Raw genomic sequence first — 20,823 nt, forward strand, 5'->3', positions numbered from 1 at the left:
GCGACAGGGACAAAGACAAGGCATGAGCGATCTGACCATACTGGGCGCGGGAATCTTCGGCCTGGCCTGTGCATGGCAGGCCGCACGACGCGGCGCGCGGGTTCAGGTGCTCGACCCACACGGCCCCGGCGCCGGAGCCTCGGGTGGGCTGGTCGGGGCACTTGCCCCCCACGCGCCCGAAGGGTGGACCACCGCCAAGGCGTTGCAACTTCAGGCCCTGACCATGGCCCCGGACTGGTGGGCAGGGGTCGAGGCGGCATCAGGACTGCCCTCGGGCTATGCGCGTTCAGGCCGGGTGCAGCCGCTGAAGGACGCTCGCGCCATAGACCAGGCGCGGGGCCGCGCAGCCGGTGCCGAGGCGCTATGGCAGGGCAAGGCACAGTGGCGCCTCCGTCCGGCAGATCGCCCCGGCGATCCGGCCAGCCCCAGCGGCCTCGTGGCCGAAGACACCCTGACCGCCCGCCTGCATCCACGCATGGCGCTGGCTGCGCTGGTCGGCGCCATCCGGGCGACAGGGGGCACCGTGGACCGGGCCGGCACACCCAGGGGCCCGGTGATCCATGCGACCGGCGCCGCAGGGCTGCGCGATCTGTCCTCCACGTTCGGGCGCGAGATCGGGCGCGGAGAAAAGGGGCAGGCGCTGTCGCTTGCCTTCGATGCGCCCGGCTGGCCGCAAATCTATGCGCCGGGCCTGCATATCGTGTTCCATGCCGACGGCACGACGGCCATCGGATCGACATCCGAACGCAGCTATGACCGGCCCGACACCACCGATGCCCAGCTCGACGCGCTCCATGCCCGCGCGCTGGAGGTGCTGCCCGCGCTTCGGAATGCGCCGGTCCTGACCCGCTGGGCAGGAGAGCGCCCCCGCGCGGCCAGCCGTACGGTGCTGTTGGGGGCATGGCCCGGCAGGCCGGGGCATTTCATCGCCAATGGCGGGTTCAAGACCGGCTTTGCCATGGCGCCACTGGCGGCGGACAGGCTGGTCGAGCGTGTCCTGACCGGCACCGACCACATCCCACCCGACTGGCGCCTGTCCCTCTAGCCCTTGGGCGGCCAGACCGGGCGGTCCAGCTGGAACATGTCCTGCGTGCGGGCATACCAGCCAGACCCATGCATTCGCCCCACCAGCTCCAGCGCGGGGGTGTCGATGTGGCCGCGTTCGACGTTGCTGACATAGGCATCGTCGATATGGACGGCCAGGATTCGCCCGATCACCACCGTCTGCTGCGGCCCCGTGACCACTGCCGACAGGGTGGTGCATTCAAAGCTGACCGGGCTTTCGGCAATGCGCGGCGCGTGGATATGCGTGCTGGGTGCGGGAGTCAGGCGGGCGATGTCCAACTCTGAGACATCGGCCGGCGCGTCGATGCAGGTCATGTTCATCGCCTCGGCCAGCCGCTCGGGCACAAGGTTCACGACGAATTCGCCAGTATCCAGAATATTGCGCGCCGTATCCTTGAAGCCGCGCACCGGATCGGCCAGCAGACCCAGCGCCAGCGTGGGCGGGCTGTGCCCCATCGCATTGAAAAAGCTGTAGGGCGCGGCATTCACCACCCCGGATTTTCCCAAGGTCGAGACCCAGGCAATCGGGCGCGGGGTGATGGTGGCTGTCATCAGCTTGTAGCCGATGCCGGGGGCGAGCGTGTCGTAATCGAACCTCATGCTTCGCGCACCGCCGGTTTGGCTTTGGTGTCGACGGTCAACTGGAACACATCGGGCCGGGCATAATGGCCGGTACAATCGAAATCATACTTGCCCCGCGCCACATCCACCGGATCCAGCGTGGCATAAAGGATGGTTTCACCGCTGAAATCCGGTCCGGCGATCACCTTGCCCAAGGGCGAGACAATGGCCGATCCGCCCCGCATCAACACCGTTTCCGGCGCGTCGCCCAGCGCGCATTCATGATCCGCCGGATAAGCCGCCCGCGTGATGTGCTGGCACGAGGTGAGCACGAAACACCGCCCTTCCAGCGCGATATGCTGCATGGTGGAAATCCAGGTATCGCGGTCATCCGCCGTCGGCGCGCAATAGAGCGTGACGCCCTGATGATACATGTGCATCCGCAGCGCCGGCATGTAGTTTTCCCAGCAGATCACCGCGCCGATGGTGCCGAAATCGGTCTTGAACACCGGCAGGGTCGACCCATCGCCGAACCCCCAGATCAGCCGTTCGCCAGCCGTGGGCATCAACTTGCGATGCTTGCCGACCAGCCCCTTGGCCCCGTCGAAGTAAAGCGCCGTGCAATAAACCGTGCCGCCATCACGCTCGATCACGCCGATGACAGCGAAGGCGCCGGTCTCGGCCGTGGCCTCGGCGATCAGGGCGACTTCGGGACCGTCGAGATCAATGGCCGCCGCGTGATAGCGGGCAAAGGCCTCGCGTCCCTCCGGCTTGCGCATCCCGATCGGGGCGCCGAAGCTGGCGCCCTTGGGATAGCCACCGATCAATGCCTCTGGAAAGACCACCAGCCGCGCGCCCTGCCCGGCCGCGTCGCGCAAGGTGGCGGCCGTCTTTTCGGCGGTGGCAAGGCTGTCGGCCGGGATAGAGGCGATTTGCGCGACGGCGACCTTGAAGGGGGCAGACATGGCAAGCGGTCCTTTTACGGCGGCGGAGAACCGGGGGTTTCACACCCCCGGACCCCCGTGGGGTATTTCAGGCAAGATGAAAGGGGCGGCCTAGCGCGTCAACCCGTCGTGACGTCGATCACCGGATGGCGAATGGTGCCAATCCCCTCGACGCTCGCGACGACCGTATCGCCTGGCCACATCCATTCCTGCGGCTTGCGCCCTGCCCCGACCCCTTCGGGTGTGCCGGTGGCGATGATGTCGCCCGGTTCCAGCGTGATGCCGCTGGAGATGTCGGCGATCAGCTCATCAACCTTGAACAGCATCTTGGCGGTGTTGGAGCGTTGCTTTTCCACGCCATTCACCGTCAGCCACAGATCCAGCGCCTGGGGATCGGGGATATCGTCTGCTGTCACGATGCAGGGGCCGAAGGGGGCATAGCTATCCATGCCTTTGGAGAAGATCCATTGTCCGGCACGGCGGTTGTCGCGGGCCGAGACGTCGATCATCACCGAATAGCCGAAGACATGGCTCAGCGCATCCTCGCGGGCGATGCGGCTGGCGGTGGTGCCGATGATCACGGCCAATTCGACTTCCCAGTCCAGTTGCTGGGTGATGGCCTTGTTGTGCCGGATCGGTTCGCCCGGCCCGATCACGCTGGTCGGCGGCTTGGAAAAGATCACCGGCTGCTTGGGCAGATCGGCGGATGTATCCAGCGCCGACGAGCTTTCGGCCACGTGGTCCAGATAATTCAGGCCGATGCCAAAGATGTTCTTGCGCGGGCGCGGGATCGGCGCCAGCAGGCGGACATTCGCCAATGCCATGGCCGTGCCCGGCGGGAACGACCCCTCGCATTCGTCGAGCATCGCGCGCAACGCGTCGAGCCCCGGACGGCCAAGGTCGATCAGGCCCAACATGCTGTCCGGCATCGTTTCATCGAAAGACGCGCCAAGGCGGGCAACGTCCACGACCAGATCATCGGCGATCACGCCAAGGCGGGCCGCGGTTTCAACCGTGGCGCGATAGGTGACAAGTTTCATGCTGTCCTCACTTGATGGGCTGATGGCCGCCGTTTTCACCGAAGGCCTGTTCGCGGTAGAGCCCCAGCGCCCGCATCACCGGCAGATCGCTCAGGCAGAACAGGCAGGCGTCTTCGGTCGCGGAGCCATTGACATGTTCATGCCAGGCCCAGGAGGGCACGCAGAAGATGTCACGTTCCGACCAATCGAACCGCTTGCCGTTGATGATGCTGTGCCCCGAGCCCTTGGCCACGGTATACAGATAGCTTCCGGTATGACGATGCGCCTTGGTATGTTCGCCAGGGCGCAGCATCTGCATGCTTGCGCCCAGCGTGCGCATCACGGGGCCGTTGGTCGTGGGATTGACGTATTCCATCATCACCCCGTCAAACGGCGATCCGTCGGTGCAGCCGGCATAGCGCTGCAAGGCGTCGTAGGTCGGCGCCCATTCATATTTGAACATCGGGCTGTAGCCCTTGGCCCAGTCGCCCCCCGATGGCGTCAGGCCGGCATTCCCCCAGGTCTTGGTCATGTCGTCCACCGCATAGCCCACGGCCTGCGTCAGATCCGGGTGAACCTCGTAGAAATTCGCTTCCATCGCATTGACGAAGGGAATGTCCAGGCAATCCTGCCAGATGCAGGGGCTGCCTTCGGCGGCGACGGCATGTTCGTGCCAGGTGCCGTTCGGGGTCAGCACGAAATCGTTACGGCCCAGCGTCATCTTGTGGCCATCGACGACGGTATAGGCGCCCGCGCCTTCGAGAATGAAGCGGATCGCAGAGGCGGAATGGCGGTGCGCGCTGGCGGCTTCGCCAGGATTCATCACCTGAAGGCCGGAATAGATCCAGCCGACCGCTGCCGCCACATCATCGCGCCCCGGATTGCGCAGGTAGATCACCCGCCGCCCAGCCTTTTCCGGCGTCACCAGATCGACCGAGCGCAGCACCGGCTCGCGCAATTCGGTCCAGCGCCACAGCATCGGCACCGAGGAGGACTGCGGCTCCCAGGGTTCGATCTTGTTGGCCACGGTCCACAGCGCGCCTGCGCCGAAACGGTCCAGATCGGCGTAATAGGCCAGCAGTTCGGGCGTGTCTTCCACGTTCGCGCGGCCAGCTACATCCTCGCGGTGGTTTTCATGCGGGCGTGCCATCGAGTCCTCCATGGTGGGATCGGGGCGGAGTGTGCGGCGCGCGCCCCCGGATTGCAACAGGATTTTCGAAAATATTGCCCTAAATGGCGCCTCGCTTGCCCTGATGCGCCGATCCGGCGACCGGAGGTGCGGCCGGGCCTGATGGCGCAGCAACAAGGGGGGCAACGCCCCCCTTTCGCGTCCGCCTGACAGGTCGGGCGTCAGAAATCCAGATTCTCGACGCTCAACGCGTTTTGCTGGATGAACTCGCGGCGCGGCTCCACGACATCGCCCATGAGCTTGGTAAAGATGTCGTCCGCCTCTGCCACATCGTCGATGCGCACCTGAAGGAAGGTGCGGGCGTCCGGGTCAAGCGTGGTTTCCCACAGTTGCTCGGGGTTCATTTCGCCCAGCCCTTTGTAGCGTTGCAGCGCAAGGCCCTTTTCACCCTCTGTCAGAACGGCGTTCAACAGATCCATCGGACCGTTGATCGGGGTCTCGCGCTCTTTGCGCACCAAACGGCTGCCGTTGACATAGGCATCCCGCGTGGTCGCCGCCACCTGCGACAGACGCCGCGCCTCGCCCGACCGCAGCACAGCGCCATCGAGCGTGCGAATCTCTTCGACACCACGCAGCACGCGGGCCAGTCGGATGCCGTGATCCTGCGTGATCCGCCCCTGCCAGCCGCGTTCATATTCCACCGCAACAGCATCCAGTCGCGCCGCCACCTTGTCGGCCACGGCTTGCAGATCGCTCTGGCCGGCCTCGAATGCCCCGGCGATCGCAGCCTGCTCCAGAATGGCGCGCGGATAATGCGTCGGGAACGCCTCAAGGATTCGACGGAAGGTCCGCGCCCCTTCGATCACGCGCGCCAGATCGGCGCCTGCGATCTCTTCCCCCGAACCAAGCCGCAGCACGGCGCCATCGGTGCCCTGTGCGATCAGGTAGTCATCCAACGCCGCCTGATCCTTGAGGTAAACCTCGGACTTGCCGCGCGATACCTTGTAGAGCGGCGGCTGCGCGATATAGAGATAGCCGCCCTCGATCAACTGCGGCATCTGACGGAAGAAGAAGGTCAGCAGCAGCGTGCGAATATGCGCGCCATCGACATCGGCATCGGTCATGATGACGATCTTGTGGTAACGCAGCTTGCCGATATCGAATTCGTCCCGCCCGATGCCCGTACCCAGGGCCGTGATCAGCGTACCGATCTCGGCGCTGGACAGCATCTTGTCGAAACGCGCCCGCTCTACGTTGAGGATCTTGCCGCGCAATGGCAGCACGGCCTGATTGGCGCGGCTGCGGCCCTGTTTGGCCGATCCGCCCGCCGAGTCACCCTCGACCAGGAACAATTCGGATTTCGACGGATCGCGCTCCTGGCAATCGGCCAGCTTGCCCGGCAGGCTTGCCACATCCAGCGCGGTCTTGCGCCGCGTGAGTTCACGGGCCTTGCGTGCCGCCTCGCGCGCCAGCGCGGCCTCGATGATCTTGCCCACGATGCCCTTGGCGGGGCCGGGATTTTCCTCGAACCATTCAGCCAGCTTTTCGTTGACCAGGTTTTCGACTGCGGGCCGCACCTCGGAACTGACAAGCTTGTCCTTGGTCTGGCTGGAGAATTTCGGGTCCGGCACCTTGACCGACAAGACGCAGGTCAGTCCTTCGCGCGCATCGTCGCCGGTGAAATCAACCTTCTCGCGCTTGGCGATACCGCTGGTCTGGGCATAGCTGTTGATGGTGCGCGTCAGCGCGCCGCGAAAACCGGCAAGATGGGTGCCGCCATCGCGCTGCGGGATGTTGTTGGTGAAGGGCAGCACGTTTTCATGGTAGCTGTCATTCCACCACATGGCGATTTCAACACCGATGCCGTTCTTTTCGCCTTCCATGTAGATCGGTTCGGGGATCACGGCCGACTTCGAACGATCCAGGTATTTGACGAACTCCTTGACGCCGCCTTCATAGAACAACTCGGTCCGCAGCGGTTCCGCCGGGCGGGCATCCTCGATGATGATGCGCACGCCGGAATTGAGGAATGCGAGTTCCCGCAGGCGGCTTTCAAGCGTCTTGAAGCTGTACTCAAGGTTGGAGAACGTGCCATCCGGCCGGTTGATCTTGGCCGAGGCCATGAACCGAACCTCGGTGCCCCGTTCGCCCGGCGCGGGGCCGACCGGGTGGACATGCACAACGCATTCGCCATTCTCGAAACGGGCACGATATTCGGTATCGTTGCGCCAGACCCGCAGCTCCAGCCAGTCGGACAGGGCATTCACCACCGAAACGCCGACGCCATGCAGGCCGCCGGACACCTTGTAGGCGTTGCCGCCGTCATCGGTATTGTTGAATTTCCCGCCCGCGTGCAGTTGGGTCATGATGACCTCGGCCGCGCTCACGCCCTCTTCGGCATGAATGTCGATCGGGATGCCGCGGCCGTTGTCGCGCACGGAAACACTGGAATCGGCGTGAATCGTGACTGTCACGGCCGTCGCATGACCGGCCAGCGCCTCGTCAATGCCGTTGTCCACGACCTCGTACACCATGTGATGCAAACCGCTGCCATCGTCGGTGTCACCGATGTACATGCCGGGGCGTTTGCGGACCGCCTCCAAGCCTTTGAGAACCTTGATGGAATCGGCGCCGTATTCGTCGGCCTTCCGTACTGCTTCGGCCATGCCTGCGTTGTCCTTCACCTTGCCCGCAGGTTATAGCTTCGGGGGCAGGGAATGTCACGCCTTGCAGGGCCGATTCCGCTTACGTGAACGGAATCACCAGGCCGACGAAAATCAGCAGCACCCCGGACCCCACATTCAGGCGGCGCACCGCCTCGGGGCTCGACAACAGCCGTCGCGCCCTGTCCAGAAACAGCGCCAGCCCAAGGTTTCCCAGCATCGGAACGACTGCCGAGATCGCCAGGATGGCCAGGATGTCCCACAAGGTCACGCGCGACAGGTCAAAGAACCCCGGCAGAAACCCCATATAGAACAGTATTGCCTTGGGATTGCCGATCACCGCAGCGACGCCCACCGAAAAACCGGCCCACACGCCCGGCCGTGTCATCCGGCTGTTGGTGCCCGGCGCTGCGGCTGGCTTGCGGATCAACAGCACGCCCATCACGACGAACACCGCCGCGGCCACCCAGCGCAGCACCTCCAGCGCATCGCCATACAGCGACAAGACCCAGGCAAGACCCAGAATCGCGCATAGCGGCCAGATCAGATCGCCCAGCGCCACGCCCACCGCCAGCGGCCATGCGGCGGCCATCCCCCCGGACAAGGCACGGGCCGTCAGCGCCACCCAGACCGGCCCCGGCACCGCCCAAAGACCCGCCATGCCCAGCGCATAGAGCATGAGCTGCGAGAACGTCACCGTCATGCGGCACCTTCGGGCAGGGTCAGGCTGCCATCATCCGCCAAAGGCCAGAACGGGTTCATGGCCACCTCCCAGACATGTCCGTCCGGATCGGCCCAATAGCCGGAATAGCCGCCCCAGAACACCTTCTCGGGCCGTTTCAGGGCAATGCCACCCGCCCGCAAGGCGGCCTCAAAGGCCGCGTCCACCTCGGTCTCGGTGGCAAAGTTCTGCGCCAGCGTCACCGCCCCCACCCCGAGCGCGGCGTCGGACCGCCCCTGATCCGCTGCCAGATCCGCCAGCCCGAACAGCGCCAGAACCGCGCCATGCATCTGGTAAAAGGCAACGCCCGGCTGGCTTTCGCCATGCTCTGTCCAGCCCAGCCGGGCATAGAAGGCACGCGATGCGGCAAGATCGGCCACGCCAAGGGTTGTCAATGTCACGCGCTGGGGGGTCATGCCGGGCTCACTGTGGAAACGCCGCCGGTTTCGGCGACAGCAAATCCTTGGGCTCTTTGCCCCAAGGTGTCAAACAGCCCCGGCTCTGTTCCGGTCAGGAACGCCTGCGCCCGCAAGACACAGATCTCGTCGTACAAGGCCGCTCGACGGGCCGGATCCAGATGCGCTGCAACCTCGTCCAGCAGGATCAGCGGCGGTCGCCCCAGTTCCTCGGCCGCAATCCGCGCGCTGGCCAGGACAAGTGAAATCAGCAATGCCTTCTGCTCGCCGGTTGAACAAAGCGCCGCAGGCATGTCCTTGGCGGCCCAGACCGCCCGCAGATCGGCGCGATGCGGACCGGCCAGCGTCCGCCCGGCGGCCATGTCGCGCCGCCGCCCCTCTGCCAACGCAGCCGCCAGATCCCCAGTTCCCTCGCCCGGTTCCAGCTCCAGCGTCGCGGCGGGAAAGGCACCGTCCACCTGCGCCGCCTGCAACCGCGCCACCACCGAGCGACGGGCCGCAGTGATCCGCCCCCCCGCATCTGCCATGCGCGCCTCGATCACGCCGTACCAGGCCGGATCCTGCACCTGCTCTTTCAGCAGGCGGTTCCGCTCGCGCATTGCGCGCTCATAGTCCAGGGTCGCTTCGGCATGATCGGACTGCAAGCTCAGCACGAGCCGGTCCAGAAAACGCCGCCGCCCCTCGGGTGCCTCGATCCACAGCCGGTCCATGGCGGGCACCAGCCAGACGACCCTGGCCAGCGCGCCCATGGCGGTCTGGGTCGCGCCTTTGCCGTCGATCCGCACCTGACGCCCCGCCCCTTCGGCCCAGGTCTCGACTTCGCGCCCGTCCAGCACCGCGGCCACTTTCCAGCCTGCCGCGTCGGGGCGCCGGCCGACATCCTCTGCGGCAGCCCGGCGCAAACCCCGGCCCGGCGACAGCAAAGAAACCGCTTCGAGGATATTGGTCTTGCCTGCCCCGTTCGGCCCCCATATCGCCACGGGCCGCCCGTCGAACGTCAGCCGCAATGCCTTGTGGCTGCGGAACAGGGCCAGACGCAGATCCGACAGCATCGCGCTACTTCGCCTTGATCCAGATATCCTCGGGGGTACAGGGGCAGACAGCCCCCGCTGCGCCCTGCGTCACACGCGCATCGGCATGACGACATAGACCGCCGACGTATCATTGCCTTCGCGCATCAGGGTCGGATCCCCCGACGAGTTGAACAGGAACACGGCATTCTCGCGGTCCACCTGACTGGCGATTTCCAGCAGATATTTGGCGTTGAAACCGATTTCCAGCCGCTCGTCGCCATAGGCCACGACCAGTTCCTCCTCGGCGGCGCCCGAATCCGGCGCGTTCACCGACAGGACCAGACGGTCTTCGTCCAGGCTCAGCTTCACGGCGCGGCTGCGCTCGGACGAAACGGTGGCCACCCTGTCCACGGCCTTGGCGAAATCGCCGGCGTCCACTTCCAGCCGCCGGGTGTTGCCCACCGGGATCACGCGGGAATAGTCGGGGAATGTGCCGTCGATCACCTTGGAAGTCAGCGTGATGGTCGGCGTCGCAAAGCGCACCTTGGTCTCCGAGACCGAGACGGCGATCTGCGCATCGTCATCATCCAGCAGTTTGCGCAACTCGCCAACGGTCTTGCGCGGCACGATCACACCGGGCATTCCGCCAGCCCCTTCCGGCAAGGGCGCATCGATACGCGCCAGCCGGTGGCCATCGGTCGCCACACAGCGCAGCACAGGCCCCTCGTCGCCCGTCGCGGTGTGCATATAGACGCCGTTCAGATAGTACCGGGTTTCTTCGGTCGAAATGGCGAATTTCGCCTTGTCGAACAGCCGCCGCAGGACGGGCGCCGGGGCCGAGAAGTTCGAGGCATATTCCGACGAGGCCATCACCGGAAAATCCTCTCGCGGCAAGGTGGCCAGGTTGAAGGTTGACCGGCCCGCCTCGATCAGCAGCCGCCCGCTTGCCGCCTCGTCCGTCAGCGTGACCAGCGCGCCATCGGGCAGCTTGCGCACGATCTCGTGCAGCATGACGGCGGAAACCGTGGTGGCGCCGGCGCGTTCGACCTGGGCCACAGCCTTGTCCACCACCTCGATATCCAGATCGGTGGCACGGAACGATACGCCGGCCCCTTCCGCCTCGACCAGAACGTTGGCCAGAATGGGAATCGTGTTCCGCCGCTCGACCACCGACTGGGCCTGCGCCACGGCTTTCAAAAGCGTCGCGCGCTCGATGCTGAACTTCATACGAACCCCCTGTTCTTGCCCGCCGGGGCGGCAGCCCCCGGGGCCACGAAACTACCCGGAATCCCGCGCGGCACAAGGGGGTTGGCAGGACAAACCGCCATGAATGGCCAAGGTGCAACGCCGTAGGGCACGCGCCAGGGGATCAGAAGGTGCCCGCGCCCCTTGCAGGGGGCGCCGCCTTGCCTACAGCAGGCCCGGAACCACCTGATCCGGCGGGCGGTGGCCATCGGCAAAGGTCTTGATGTTCAGGATGACCTTTTCGCCCATCTCGACCCGCCCCTCGATGGTCGCCGAGCCCATATGCGGCAACAGCACCACGCTTGGCAGTTCGCGCAAGGTGGGATTGATCTCGACGCCATGCTCATAGACATCCAGACCGGCGCCAGCCAGTTCGCCGCCCTTCAGGGCGCGGACCAGTGCATTCTCGTCGATGACCTCGCCACGCGACGTGTTCACGATGACGGCCGAAGGTTTCATCAGCTTCAGCCGCCGCGCATTGAGCAGATGGAAGGTCGAGGGCGTATGCGGACAGTTGATCGACAGCACATCGACCCGCGCCAGCATCTGATCCAGGCTTTCCCAATAGGTTGCCTCGACCTCTGCCTCGACCTCGGGGCGCAAGCGGCGACGGTTGTGATAGTGGATCTGCATCCCGAAAGCCTGTGCCCGGCGCGCCACGGCCAGCCCGATCCGGCCCATGCCCAGAATCCCCAGGCGACGCCCCCCGACACGGCGGCCCAGATGCGCCATCGGCGACCAGCCCTGCCAGTTTCCGCCCATCATCTCGGAAATCCCCTCGGGCATCTTGCGCAGCACCGCAAGGATCAGCGCCATGGCCATGTCGGCGGTATCGTCCGACAAGACCCCTGGCGTGTTCGATACCAGAATGCCCCGCTGACGTGCCGTCGCCACGTCGATATGATCGACCCCTGCACCATAATTGGCGATCAGCCGCAGCCGGTCGCCCGCCTGGGCCAGCAGATTCGCGTCGATCTGATCGGTCACACAGGGCACCAGCACATCGGCGGCACGCATCGCCGCCGCCAGTTCATCGCGGCTCATCCGTGTGTCCGGGTCGCGCAAGGTGACGTCGAACAGTTCGGTCATCCGGGTCTCTACCGCCTCGGGCAACCGTCGCGTCACGACAACACTCAGCCTTTTCGCGGGCATGTTATACCTCCCTGCACTTCCAAACCGCTGCCTGTGGTGGCAAGGTGGCGCAAGCGCGGGCCGGGCACAAGCACCCCGGCACCGACAACAGCCACGACGCGGCAAAAAGACCGCGCGATCCCCGAGGCGTCGGCGCCCCAGCGCCGCAATGACAGGCAGAACCGATGCGTCAGGCGATCTTTGCGCTGGGACTTGCGGCCGCGGCACTGGCCTGGCCCGGTGGCGCAACCGCGCAGATGGCCGAGGACGGCAGCGCCGCCCAACCCGCAAACACCCAGGCAGGCGCCAGGGATTGTCCGCCAGGATTTGGCTGCGTCACGCGGCGCCCCTTGCCGCGCTACGTTTCGGTCAAGGGCGCCGAGGCACGCGCCCGGCGCGGACCGGGGCAGGACCATCGTGTCGACTGGGTGTACAAGCGTCCGGGCCTGCCGCTGCGGGTAACAGCGGAATATGAAAACTGGCGCCGCGTCGAAGATGCCGAAGGGGCGGGCGGCTGGATGCACTATGCCCTGCTGTCGCCGTCGCGCACCGCAATCGTGACAGATGAGGTGGCGGACCTGCGTGCAAGCCCCGATGCCGGCGCCGCCGTTGTCGCCCGCGCCCAGGGCGGGGTTGTCGCGCGTCTGCTGCAATGTCAGCCGGACTGGTGCCGCATTTCGGCGGACGGAACGCGCGGATGGGTGCCGAAAACAGCCGTATGGGGCGTTGAACCCGGCGAAGTCTTCGACTGATCCTTGCCCATGATGGAATCAGGTGGCATGACAGGCCCCTTTTTGCCAGAGATCCGCCCATGCCCGACACTGAATCGCTTCGGCTCAACCTGTCCGCTGCCCGTGCCTCGGTTGGCGTCGCCCTTGCCCTGATAGCGGTCAAGATCTGGGCGCTCTGGGTCACAGGCGCATTGTCGATTGCGGCGTCTCTGGCGGATTCGACCATGGATCTCATCATGTCGCTGGGCGCCATGCTGGCCGTGCGCTATGCCGCAAGACCGCCGGACGAAGACCATGCGTTCGGCCATACATCGGCAGAGGATCTCACAGCCTTTGTCCAGTCGCTGTTTCTGACGGCGGCGGCCGTTGGTCTGGTGGTGTCCGCAGTATCCCGCCTGATGGCCGAAGCACCGCCCGAACTGGCCCGCGAGGGGGCAGGCATCGTCGCCATGGTGATCTCGATGGCGCTGACGGCCGGTCTGGTGCTGTGGCAGGGCCATGTCGCCAAACGGACAGGGAACCGGGTGATCGCGGCGGATCGCCTGCACTATCTGGCAGACCTGTTGCCCGCCATGGGCGCGATCGCGGCACTGATCGCCTCGCGGCTCTGGGGCCTGTGGCAACTGGACGCTGCGGTTGCCCTGATCGCGGCGCTGGTATTGGCACGTGGCGCATGGACCATCGGGCGCGGGGCATGGGATGCCCTGATGGATCGCCGCGCCGACCCCGAGATCCTGAGGGGCATCGCCCGAATTACCGAGTCCTGGCCCGGCGTCAGGGGCTGGCACGATCTGAAATCGCGCACAGCAGGCAGCCGGGTGTTTGTGAACCTTCATATCGAACTGGACGGCGACCAATCGCTGCGCGAGGCGCATGACATTGGCGCAGGGCTGCGCGCCGCCATCCTCGACGCTTATCCCCAGGCGGATGTCATCATCCACAAGGATGTTGCGGCGCCCCCGACGCAGCCATAGCCCATCGCATTGCAAACGCCCCGCCCACGGCGGCCCACCCTGGATTCAGACGCAACAGGATGATCCCCGCGCGACCGCCTAAACGGTTTGACCATTTCCCGGCCCGTTGCTAGACAACCTCAAACCGGGAGGAACCGATGACAACTTCTGCATCAGGCGATTGGGCCACGCCATATGGCGCCGACACCACGACAATCATGGGCCGGATCGACGGCAAGCCACTGACGGGCGGGCGCAGCTTCGACATTCTCAATCCCGCGAACGAACAGGTCATTGGCCAAGGGGTCGCCGCCTCGCCCGAACAGGTGCAGGCTGCGCTGACCTCCAGCGCCGCCGCGTTCGAAACATGGCGATTCAGCCCGGTTCAGCAACGCTCGGCCATCCTGCATCGCGCCGCGGCCCTGATGCGGGACAAGGCGCAGGAGCTTGCCCTGACGCTGACGCTGGAGCAGGGTAAACCGCTGGCACAGGCGCTGGTCGAAATCCAGATCTCGGCCGAGGCGCTGGACTGGTTTGCTGGTGCCGCCTTGCGCATTGATGGTCGTGTGATGCCTGGCCGCACCCCCGGTGCACGGCAGATCACGGTGCCCGAACCCATCGGCCCGGTTGCCGCGCTGACGCCGTGGAACTTTCCCGCCTTGCTGGCCGTGCGCAAGATCGGCCCCGCGCTGGCCGCAGGGTGTACCGTTGTGCTGAAGCCTGCCGAAGAAACCCCGGCCATTACCGTGGCTATTGCCGATGCCTTTGCCCAGGCGGGTCTGCCGGATGGTGTGCTGAACCTGGTCTTCGGCAACGCGGCAGAGATCTCCTCGGCGCTGATCGCCTCGCCCGTGATCCGCAAGGTCAGCTTCACCGGATCGGTCCCTGTCGGAAAGCTGCTGGCCGAACAGGCCGGGCGCCATATGAAGCCCTGCACGCTGGAACTTGGCGGCCATGCCCCGGTGCTGGTGATGGACGACGCCGATCCGGTCAAGGCCGCAGCCGCCTCGGTGCTGGGCAAAAGCCGGAACTCGGGTCAGGTCTGCACCTCGCCGACCCGGTTTTTTGTGCAGGATGCCGTGCATGACCGCTTTCTGTCGGCCTTTACCGAAGGCATGGCCGCGCTCAAGGTGGGCGATGGCACCCAGCCGGGGATGGACATGGGGCCACTGGCCAATGGCCGGCGCATCACCGCAATGGAGGAACTGGTGGCCGATGCCATTCAGCGCGGCGCCAAGCTGATGACCGGGGGGGCGCGCATCGGCAACCGTGGCTATATGTTCGAGCCGACCGTCCTGGCCGGCGTCCCCGATGACGCCATGATCATGTCGTCCGAGCCGTTCGGCCCCATCGCCATCGTCAACCGTGTCGCCGATCTGGACGAGGCATTGGCCAAGGCCAACAGCGTATCGGTCGGGCTGGCGGGCTATGCCTTCACCGACAGCCAGACCCGCGCCGTCGCCATTGCCAACCGGCTGGAGGTCGGGATGCTGGCGATCAACAACTTTGCCGTGTCTCAGATCGAGGCACCGTTCGGCGGGGTCAAGGACAGCGGCTACGGCTACGAGGGTGGCCCCGAAGGTCTGTCACATTACCTGCATCACAAGCTTGTCCACCACGCCTGACAGGCGCCAGCCGATCCGCCACCTCCCCTATCCGTGCGGATGGCCGGACTGGACGCAGCCCGCCGGGAAGCCGGCGGGCTTTTTTCTTCGCCCATATCAGACGGTATGCAGATACAGATCGTAATCCACATCCGGAATCGTGCGCGCAACACGGGCGTATTCTGCCGCCTTGATGGCACAGAAGGTGCGGTGCATCTCCTCGCCCAGCGCATGTTTCAGGAACGCCGATCCCTCTGCGGCCCGGATCGCCTCGCGCCAGTCACGCGGAATGCGGTCCGATCCCGGCACATCATAGCCGTTGCCCGTGGTTTCAGGACCGGGATCCACCTTGTGGGTCAGGCCATGCCGAATACCGGCCAGAACCGTGGCGCCAACCAGATAGGGGTTGGCATCAACCCCTGCCGGGCGATGTTCGATCCGCCGCGCCCTGATGTCACCAGCCGGGATGCGCAACGCGACCGAACGGTTGTTCACCCCCCAGGTCGGGCTGACCGGCGCATAGCTTTGCGCGGCAAAGCGGCGCCAGCTGTTGGCGTGGGGGGCAAACACCAGCATCGATTCGGCCATCGTCTCGATCAGGCCACCCAGTGCATTCAGGATCAGCGGGGACCACTGCCCCGGCGCCTCCTCCATCAACAGATTGTCGCCAGCGGGCGATTGCAGCGACACATGGAAATGCATTCCCGACCCGGCATAGTGTTCAACCGGCTTGGCCATGAAACAGGCCGTCACGCCATGCCGCCGCGCCTGCATCCGCACGATACGCTTCAGCCGCATCAGATCATCGGCCGCCTCCAGCACATTGGTGCGGTAATGCAGCGTCAACTCGTACTGGCCCGGTGCATATTCCGAAATCATCGTCTCGGCCTTGATCCCCGCCAGATCGGCCGCCGCATAGATGTCGGAGAACAGCGGTTGCATTCCATGCAGATGGTCTACCGAATACACTTCGGTCTTGGACGACGGCCGGCCGTCCAGCACGGCATGGGCGGGCTGCACCCTGCCGCTTGCATCGCGGTCATTGGCCAGCAGAAAGAACTCCAGCTCGAACGCCCCGGCGGGATGCAGGCCATCCGCCTCCATCTTGGCCAGGTTGCGCGCGAGCGCATGGCGCGGATCGGACCCCATGGGCAGCCCATCCAGCGTGTACATCGACATGAACACCTCGGCCCGCGCCGGGCAGGTGCCATGCAGCCGTTTCAGCGTGTCGGGAATCGGCCAGGCGCGCAGGTCGCCATCGCCCTGGTCCCAGATCAGGCCGGTTTCGTGCACATCCTCGCCACAGATATCCAGGCCCAGGATCGAAATCGGCAGATGCCGCCCGTTGCGATAGAACGGCACCAGCTCATGCCGCCGGATGATCTTGCCGCGCCCGATGCCGTTGGCATCGTGCAGAACGATGTCGACGGCTTCGATATCGGGATTGGCCGCCAGAAATGCCTCGGCTTCGGCAACAGAGGAACCAGAGGGGGATGTGGTCATGATCTCACGCGAAAAGGTCTGAGAGGGCTTCGTCAAAGGCGGCGATCAGGCGATCAATCTGCGCCTTCTTCGTCGCAGGACTGACAAGCATCATGTTGTGGAACGGCGCGATCAGGCAGCCACGATTCAGCAACATGGTGTGAATCGCGCCTTCCAGCCGGGGCTGGTGGGCCGCAGCCGCCTCGGCACCGTTGCGCAAGGGGCCGGGGGCGCAGATGAATTCGACCCGCGCACCGACCCGGACCACATGCCAGGGCGCCTTGTACCTTGCGATCACATCCGCCAACCCGTTTTGCAGGCGTTCGGCCCCCTTTTCCATCCGGCCATAGGCTTTGGGCGTCATCACCTTGTCCAGCGTGGCACGCAGACAAGCGAATTGCATCGGATTGGCCGAAAGCGTGGTCCCCATGCCCGAATGGCCCGGACCGCGGGTTTCATCATAGGCCGCCAGACGCCCCGCGACTTCCTCGGTCACGCCCCAGACGGCGGTCGGCATCCCGCCAGCCACGCATTTTCCGACGACAAGGATGTCGGGCGACAAGGAATGAACGCGGGCATAGCCGCCCAGACCGCTGGAAATCGTATGCGTCTCGTCGATGATCAGCAATGCACCATGGCGGCGGGTCAGGGTGCGCAGGCCATCGTGGAACCCCGCTTGCGGCAGCACCATGCAGGAATTGGTCATCACCGGCTCTGTCAGAACGGCGGCAATCTCTCCGGTTGCCAGCGCAGCCTCGACCGCAGCGATATCGTTGAACTCGACACAGACCGCGACATCGGACAGATCCGCGACCTGCCCCACCAGCCCCGGCCGGTTGAGCGTGCGGCCCTGGTCGTGCACCACCATCGCATCGTCAACCGTGCCATGATAGCAGCCGTTGAACACCAAAACCTTGCGCCGCCCCGTTACCGCGCGGGCGACCCGCAGGGCAAAGCGGTTGGCGTCGGTTGCCGTGGTGGCGATCTGCCAGCGGAAATTGCCAAACCGCTCGACCAGCAGATGACCCACTGCCAGCGCCTCTTCGGTCGGCAGCATATAGGTGAGCCCGCGCCCCGCCTGCCGCCGGATCGCCTTGGCCACAGGGGCAGGAGAGTGGCCGAACATGCTGCCTGTATCGCCCAGACAGAAATCGTCGATCCCGTAGCCGTCGATGTCCTCCAGCCGCGCACCCGCAGCCCGCGCGACCACCAACGGGAACGGCATGGGCCAGTCCTTCATCCAGTGCATCGGCACACGGCCCAGAAATGGCCCGGCGTCCTTTTGCAGCACCTTGAAGCTGCGCGGGCGCGAGGCGGCATACCGCCGGGCCTCGCGCAGGGAAATGCGCGCCAGCCGGTCGGCGGGCACGCCTGCGATCAGATCGGGATTGGACATGGGACCACCACGGGGTTTTCCCTGTCATACCGCTGCGGTCGGGGCGCGTCCACTCCCCGACCAGCGATCATTCGGCCGGGATCAGCCGCGGCTCCGACGGGGTGACAGGCCCTGGAACCGGGCGACGGGCGGGCAGTTCGCCCCGGACACGCGCCTGTTCCATCACCAGGAAGCATCCGGCGCCGATGATGCAGGCGGCCCCCACGAAGGTGCCGGCTTCGGGCACCTCGCCAAATGCGATGCGGCCGATCACCACCATCCAAACGAATTGCAGGTTCATCAGCATCATCGCGACATGGGCTTTCAGCCGGGCCAGCGCGGGAACCATCAGCCAGCGGGCGGCAAACACCGCAACCGAATAGGCCGCGACCAATCCTACATCGGCCAGCGACATCGGCTGCCAGACAAAGGGCAGCGCGCCGCCCATCACCGCCACCATGGCGGCATGGGGCCAGAACACCTGCGCCAGCGTGTTCGGTTCGGATTTCGTCATCCGGCGCATCAGCACCAGCGACAGCGTGCCCGACCCGACCCCCGACGCGGCGGCCAGATGGCCCCAGCCAATCCCGGCCAGCCCTTGCGGGAACAGAAACAATACACCGAAGGCCCCGGCCCCCAACGCAACCCAGGCCGCAGGCGCCACCGCCTCGCCCAGAACCGGGCGCGACAGAATGGCGGCCAGCAACGGCATCATGCCGATGAACACAAAAACCTCGGCCAGCGGCAGGCGGGCAAATGCATGGTAGTAGGAGACGACCGACACAAGCACCAATGCCGATCGCAGGGCCAGCAGCCAGCCATGCCGGGTTGCCAGTCGGCCGGTCGGCCCCAGTGCCGGGGTCGCCCGGTTCATGAACAGGCTCATGCCCGCAACCACAAGGCCGCAGAAGAAATACATCTGTGGCGGCGCAAAGCTTCCGGTCAGATGCTTGGTCAACCCATCCGCCGCAGCTGATACCAGCGTGGTGGACAATACCAGTCCTACCCCGACAACAACGGCGATATCCCAGTTGCGGCGGTTCATGCGGCACGTCCTTTCCGGTCAACCCGCGCAAAGCGGGCAAAAAACGTCTCGAAGGCAGGGGTAGAGGCGGCGGCACTGTCCAGAACATCCAGCGCAGGGGCCGACAGCCGCGCCGCGATCCGGCGGCGCATCACCGACCAGTCCGCACTGCGCGCCGCATCGAGCTCCATCAGGACGGACGACACCTCGCCAAGCGCCGACACTCGACGCGGCGCGACAAAGCCAAGCGCCCCTCCGGGCAACATCCGGTCCAGCGGTCGCCCACCGGCGGCCGTCGCAGACCATGCCGCCATCAACCAGGCATGATAATCGTCGGATCCCGCCGCAGCCCCGGCCGGACCGACATGAAAGGCCGCCAGATCCTCTGCGACCCCACGCGCCCACAGCTCGGGCACCGCCAGACCGCAAAACAGCATCGCCAGACAGACTTCGGCCAGCAGATCGGTGTTCTGCTCCAACCAGGCGACGAGACCTGCGTATTGCAGGCTCTCGCGCATCGCCTCGGCCCCATCAAAGGGGTGCAGGCCATAGTCCGACAGGTAGAAGGCAATGTGGGTCAGTTCGTAAGCGGCCTTTTTGTTCGGCAGCGCAAAGGTTGCCGAACGCGCGGCAAACCGCAGCAGCCGCTCTGTCAAACCGTCATCAGGACCGGCAAGCCCGACCCGCTGCGCGAACAACCGCGCCTCGGCCCGTTGCAGGTCTGACATCTCGGCTTCGGGCAGGCCGTCCGACATTGCCCGCGCGACCAGGGCCTCCGCATCGAGATCCGTCAGCCCCAACGCATTGAGGTCCAGGGCTATTGAAAGAAAGAACCGATAGTATTGCGGGAAGAACCCCAGACGCGCCGGCAATTCGCGGGCGGTCTGGCCATGAACCCTGTGCAGCAGGTCAGGATCCAGCCCCTGACCCGTGGCAACCAGCAGGCGCAGAACCTCGGCATTCTCTTTCAGCCAGCGGACATCACCGGGGCCGTGCCGGTGCTGTGCGAACAGTTCCACCAAACGCTCTGGTGCCGCGACCGGCAACCGGCGCCGGCGCATGTCCGGCAAAGTCAGGATATTCGACATGATCCCCCCAGGACCGTCGGCGAGAAATCGGCCTGCCCAGGCGCACCCGGACCAGCCAGCGTCAGGGCGCGGGTGGCTGGCAGGCCACCCGCAGCCCCGGTCGGTCTGTTCAGCGGTCCGATGCCGACGAGAACATCTGCACCGCATCGCCACGGTCGATATCGCGCGCGATCGACGGGGACGATGCCGACGAGAACATCTCGACAGCGTTGCCGCCCGTCATTCCATGGCTGACCGGCGCAGAGGCGGACGAGAACATTTCCACCGCATGACCACCGTCCATCGCAAAGGCGACCGGCGACGAGGCAGAGGAGAACATTTCGACGGCATGGCCCGACATCAGGTCGAACCCGGCGGTGATGGAGGCGGACGAGAACATCTCGACAGCGTCGCCCGCCAGCATATCCAGCCCGGAATCCACCGAAGCCGCAGCATAGTCTTTGATCTTGAGAGTGTTGAACACTTGATTCCCCCAGTGTCATGAAGTGGCAGTCCGCAAAGCCTAGCAACCAATGCGGGACTTTCAAATACTAAAAATTCCCCCATAAGAATAATTATTTCAGCACAATTCTACTTATAGGAGAAAAACGCAAATCGGGCACGCGACGGCCTCCGTCGCATGCGGCATGGGGGAAATTGACTTTGGCCGCATGTTCCGC

Annotated in this window: 19 protein-coding genes; 4 read left to right on the forward strand and 15 right to left on the reverse strand. The window is 65.2% G+C overall.

What is annotated here, in order from left to right:
• The first annotated feature begins 22 nt into the window (after positions 1-22).
• On the forward strand, positions 23-1,045 hold the full coding sequence (locus tag BW970_RS08415) for an NAD(P)/FAD-dependent oxidoreductase (RefSeq protein WP_076529986.1): 1,023 nt from the start codon (positions 23-25) through the stop codon (positions 1,043-1,045).
• Here BW970_RS08415 and BW970_RS08420 read toward each other — a convergent pair.
• From BW970_RS08420 to BW970_RS08465, 10 genes are all read right to left on the reverse strand, one after another.
• Positions 1,042-1,665, reverse strand: coding sequence for a flavin reductase family protein (locus tag BW970_RS08420; RefSeq protein ID WP_076529988.1), 624 nt, complete (start codon positions 1,663-1,665; stop codon positions 1,042-1,044). The two genes, BW970_RS08415 and BW970_RS08420, sit on opposite strands and share 4 nt — an antisense overlap.
• Entirely contained in the window at positions 1,662-2,591 is a 930-nt protein-coding gene (locus BW970_RS08425; protein WP_076529990.1) for a carbon-nitrogen hydrolase family protein, read from the reverse strand. Before BW970_RS08425 ends, BW970_RS08420 begins: the two co-directional genes overlap by 4 nt.
• Before the next feature lie 98 nt (positions 2,592-2,689).
• Positions 2,690-3,610 carry a fumarylacetoacetate hydrolase family protein gene (locus BW970_RS08430; protein WP_076529992.1) on the reverse strand — a complete coding sequence of 307 codons (921 nt, stop codon included), beginning with the start codon at positions 3,608-3,610 and terminating at the stop codon, positions 2,690-2,692.
• A 7-nt stretch (positions 3,611-3,617) separates the two neighbouring features.
• Positions 3,618-4,739: a cupin domain-containing protein gene (locus BW970_RS08435; RefSeq protein ID WP_076529994.1), complete on the reverse strand. Its 1,122-nt coding sequence runs from the start codon at positions 4,737-4,739 to the stop codon at positions 3,618-3,620.
• Between the two features lie 200 nt (positions 4,740-4,939).
• Positions 4,940-7,384: a DNA topoisomerase (ATP-hydrolyzing) subunit B gene (gyrB, locus tag BW970_RS08440; protein WP_076529996.1), complete on the reverse strand. Its 2,445-nt coding sequence runs from the start codon at positions 7,382-7,384 to the stop codon at positions 4,940-4,942.
• 79 nt (positions 7,385-7,463) lie between these two features.
• Complete coding sequence (locus BW970_RS08445) at positions 7,464-8,084, reverse strand: LysE family translocator (protein ID WP_076529998.1); 621 nt, start codon at positions 8,082-8,084, stop codon at positions 7,464-7,466.
• Positions 8,081-8,518, reverse strand: coding sequence for a VOC family protein (locus BW970_RS08450; RefSeq protein ID WP_076530000.1), 438 nt, complete (start codon positions 8,516-8,518; stop codon positions 8,081-8,083). The genes BW970_RS08445 and BW970_RS08450 overlap by 4 nt, the downstream gene beginning before the upstream one ends.
• Positions 8,515-9,570, reverse strand: a complete 1,056-nt coding sequence (gene recF / locus BW970_RS08455; RefSeq protein ID WP_076530002.1) for a DNA replication/repair protein RecF — start codon at positions 9,568-9,570, stop codon at positions 8,515-8,517. The genes BW970_RS08450 and recF overlap by 4 nt, the downstream gene beginning before the upstream one ends.
• Before the next feature lie 69 nt (positions 9,571-9,639).
• Positions 9,640-10,758 (reverse strand): DNA polymerase III subunit beta, encoded by a 1,119-nt coding sequence (gene dnaN, locus BW970_RS08460; RefSeq protein ID WP_076530004.1) that lies wholly within the window; start codon positions 10,756-10,758, stop codon positions 9,640-9,642.
• Between the two features lie 183 nt (positions 10,759-10,941).
• Positions 10,942-11,928, reverse strand: coding sequence for a 2-hydroxyacid dehydrogenase (locus BW970_RS08465; protein WP_076530007.1), 987 nt, complete (start codon positions 11,926-11,928; stop codon positions 10,942-10,944).
• A gap of 164 nt (positions 11,929-12,092) precedes the next feature.
• Here BW970_RS08465 and BW970_RS08470 point away from each other — a divergent pair, with 164 nt between their 5' ends.
• The 3 genes from BW970_RS08470 to BW970_RS08480 all read left to right on the forward strand — a co-directional run bounded on the left by BW970_RS08470 (position 12,093) and on the right by BW970_RS08480 (position 15,216).
• A complete protein-coding gene (locus tag BW970_RS08470) occupies positions 12,093-12,659 on the forward strand; it encodes an SH3 domain-containing protein (protein ID WP_076530010.1) in 567 nt (188 codons plus the stop codon).
• Positions 12,660-12,718: 59 nt separating this feature from the next.
• Positions 12,719-13,612: a cation diffusion facilitator family transporter gene (locus BW970_RS08475; protein WP_076530012.1), complete on the forward strand. Its 894-nt coding sequence runs from the start codon at positions 12,719-12,721 to the stop codon at positions 13,610-13,612.
• A gap of 137 nt (positions 13,613-13,749) precedes the next feature.
• The gene (locus tag BW970_RS08480) at positions 13,750-15,216 is read left to right on the forward strand and encodes an NAD-dependent succinate-semialdehyde dehydrogenase (protein WP_076530014.1); all 1,467 of its coding nucleotides are present in this window, start codon (positions 13,750-13,752) and stop codon (positions 15,214-15,216) included.
• Between the two features lie 96 nt (positions 15,217-15,312).
• Here BW970_RS08480 and BW970_RS08485 read toward each other — a convergent pair whose 3' ends face one another.
• The 5 genes from BW970_RS08485 to BW970_RS08505 form a co-directional block, all read right to left on the reverse strand.
• Positions 15,313-16,698, reverse strand: a complete 1,386-nt coding sequence (locus BW970_RS08485; RefSeq protein ID WP_076530259.1) for a glutamine synthetase family protein — start codon at positions 16,696-16,698, stop codon at positions 15,313-15,315.
• 4 nt (positions 16,699-16,702) lie between these two features.
• Positions 16,703-18,073 carry an aspartate aminotransferase family protein gene (locus BW970_RS08490; protein ID WP_076530017.1) on the reverse strand — a complete coding sequence of 457 codons (1,371 nt, stop codon included), beginning with the start codon at positions 18,071-18,073 and terminating at the stop codon, positions 16,703-16,705.
• 67 nt (positions 18,074-18,140) lie between these two features.
• The gene (locus BW970_RS08495) at positions 18,141-19,097 is read right to left on the reverse strand and encodes a DMT family transporter (protein ID WP_076530019.1); all 957 of its coding nucleotides are present in this window, start codon (positions 19,095-19,097) and stop codon (positions 18,141-18,143) included.
• Positions 19,094-20,164 (reverse strand): DUF6902 family protein, encoded by a 1,071-nt coding sequence (locus BW970_RS08500; RefSeq protein ID WP_076530021.1) that lies wholly within the window; start codon positions 20,162-20,164, stop codon positions 19,094-19,096. Before BW970_RS08500 ends, BW970_RS08495 begins: the two co-directional genes overlap by 4 nt.
• Positions 20,165-20,273: 109 nt before the next feature.
• Positions 20,274-20,627 (reverse strand): DUF6749 family protein, encoded by a 354-nt coding sequence (locus tag BW970_RS08505; RefSeq protein WP_076530023.1) that lies wholly within the window; start codon positions 20,625-20,627, stop codon positions 20,274-20,276.
• Positions 20,628-20,823 lie beyond the last annotated feature (196 nt).

The organism is Gemmobacter megaterium (assembly GCF_900156815.1).
In the GTDB taxonomy this organism is placed as follows: Bacteria; Pseudomonadota; Alphaproteobacteria; order Rhodobacterales; family Rhodobacteraceae; genus Wagnerdoeblera; species Wagnerdoeblera megaterium.

Bases quoted from the DNA above. Each gene is read 5' to 3' on its own strand.
- BW970_RS08415 (WP_076529986.1), top strand. From the start codon at position 23: ATGAGCGATCTGACCATACTGGGCGCGGGAATCTTCGGCCTGGCCTGT.
- BW970_RS08420 (WP_076529988.1), bottom strand. From the start codon at position 1,665: ATGAGGTTCGATTACGACACGCTCGCCCCCGGCATCGGCTACAAGCTG.
- BW970_RS08425 (WP_076529990.1), bottom strand. From the start codon at position 2,591: ATGTCTGCCCCCTTCAAGGTCGCCGTCGCGCAAATCGCCTCTATCCCG.
- BW970_RS08430 (WP_076529992.1), bottom strand. From the start codon at position 3,610: ATGAAACTTGTCACCTATCGCGCCACGGTTGAAACCGCGGCCCGCCTT.
- BW970_RS08435 (WP_076529994.1), bottom strand. From the start codon at position 4,739: ATGGCACGCCCGCATGAAAACCACCGCGAGGATGTAGCTGGCCGCGCG.
- gyrB (WP_076529996.1), bottom strand. From the start codon at position 7,384: ATGGCCGAAGCAGTACGGAAGGCCGACGAATACGGCGCCGATTCCATC.
- BW970_RS08445 (WP_076529998.1), bottom strand. From the start codon at position 8,084: ATGACGGTGACGTTCTCGCAGCTCATGCTCTATGCGCTGGGCATGGCG.
- BW970_RS08450 (WP_076530000.1), bottom strand. From the start codon at position 8,518: ATGACCCCCCAGCGCGTGACATTGACAACCCTTGGCGTGGCCGATCTT.
- recF (WP_076530002.1), bottom strand. From the start codon at position 9,570: ATGCTGTCGGATCTGCGTCTGGCCCTGTTCCGCAGCCACAAGGCATTG.
- dnaN (WP_076530004.1), bottom strand. From the start codon at position 10,758: ATGAAGTTCAGCATCGAGCGCGCGACGCTTTTGAAAGCCGTGGCGCAG.
- BW970_RS08465 (WP_076530007.1), bottom strand. From the start codon at position 11,928: ATGCCCGCGAAAAGGCTGAGTGTTGTCGTGACGCGACGGTTGCCCGAG.
- BW970_RS08470 (WP_076530010.1), top strand. From the start codon at position 12,093: ATGCGTCAGGCGATCTTTGCGCTGGGACTTGCGGCCGCGGCACTGGCC.
- BW970_RS08475 (WP_076530012.1), top strand. From the start codon at position 12,719: ATGCCCGACACTGAATCGCTTCGGCTCAACCTGTCCGCTGCCCGTGCC.
- BW970_RS08480 (WP_076530014.1), top strand. From the start codon at position 13,750: ATGACAACTTCTGCATCAGGCGATTGGGCCACGCCATATGGCGCCGAC.
- BW970_RS08485 (WP_076530259.1), bottom strand. From the start codon at position 16,698: ATGACCACATCCCCCTCTGGTTCCTCTGTTGCCGAAGCCGAGGCATTT.
- BW970_RS08490 (WP_076530017.1), bottom strand. From the start codon at position 18,073: ATGTCCAATCCCGATCTGATCGCAGGCGTGCCCGCCGACCGGCTGGCG.
- BW970_RS08495 (WP_076530019.1), bottom strand. From the start codon at position 19,097: ATGAACCGCCGCAACTGGGATATCGCCGTTGTTGTCGGGGTAGGACTG.
- BW970_RS08500 (WP_076530021.1), bottom strand. From the start codon at position 20,164: ATGTCGAATATCCTGACTTTGCCGGACATGCGCCGGCGCCGGTTGCCG.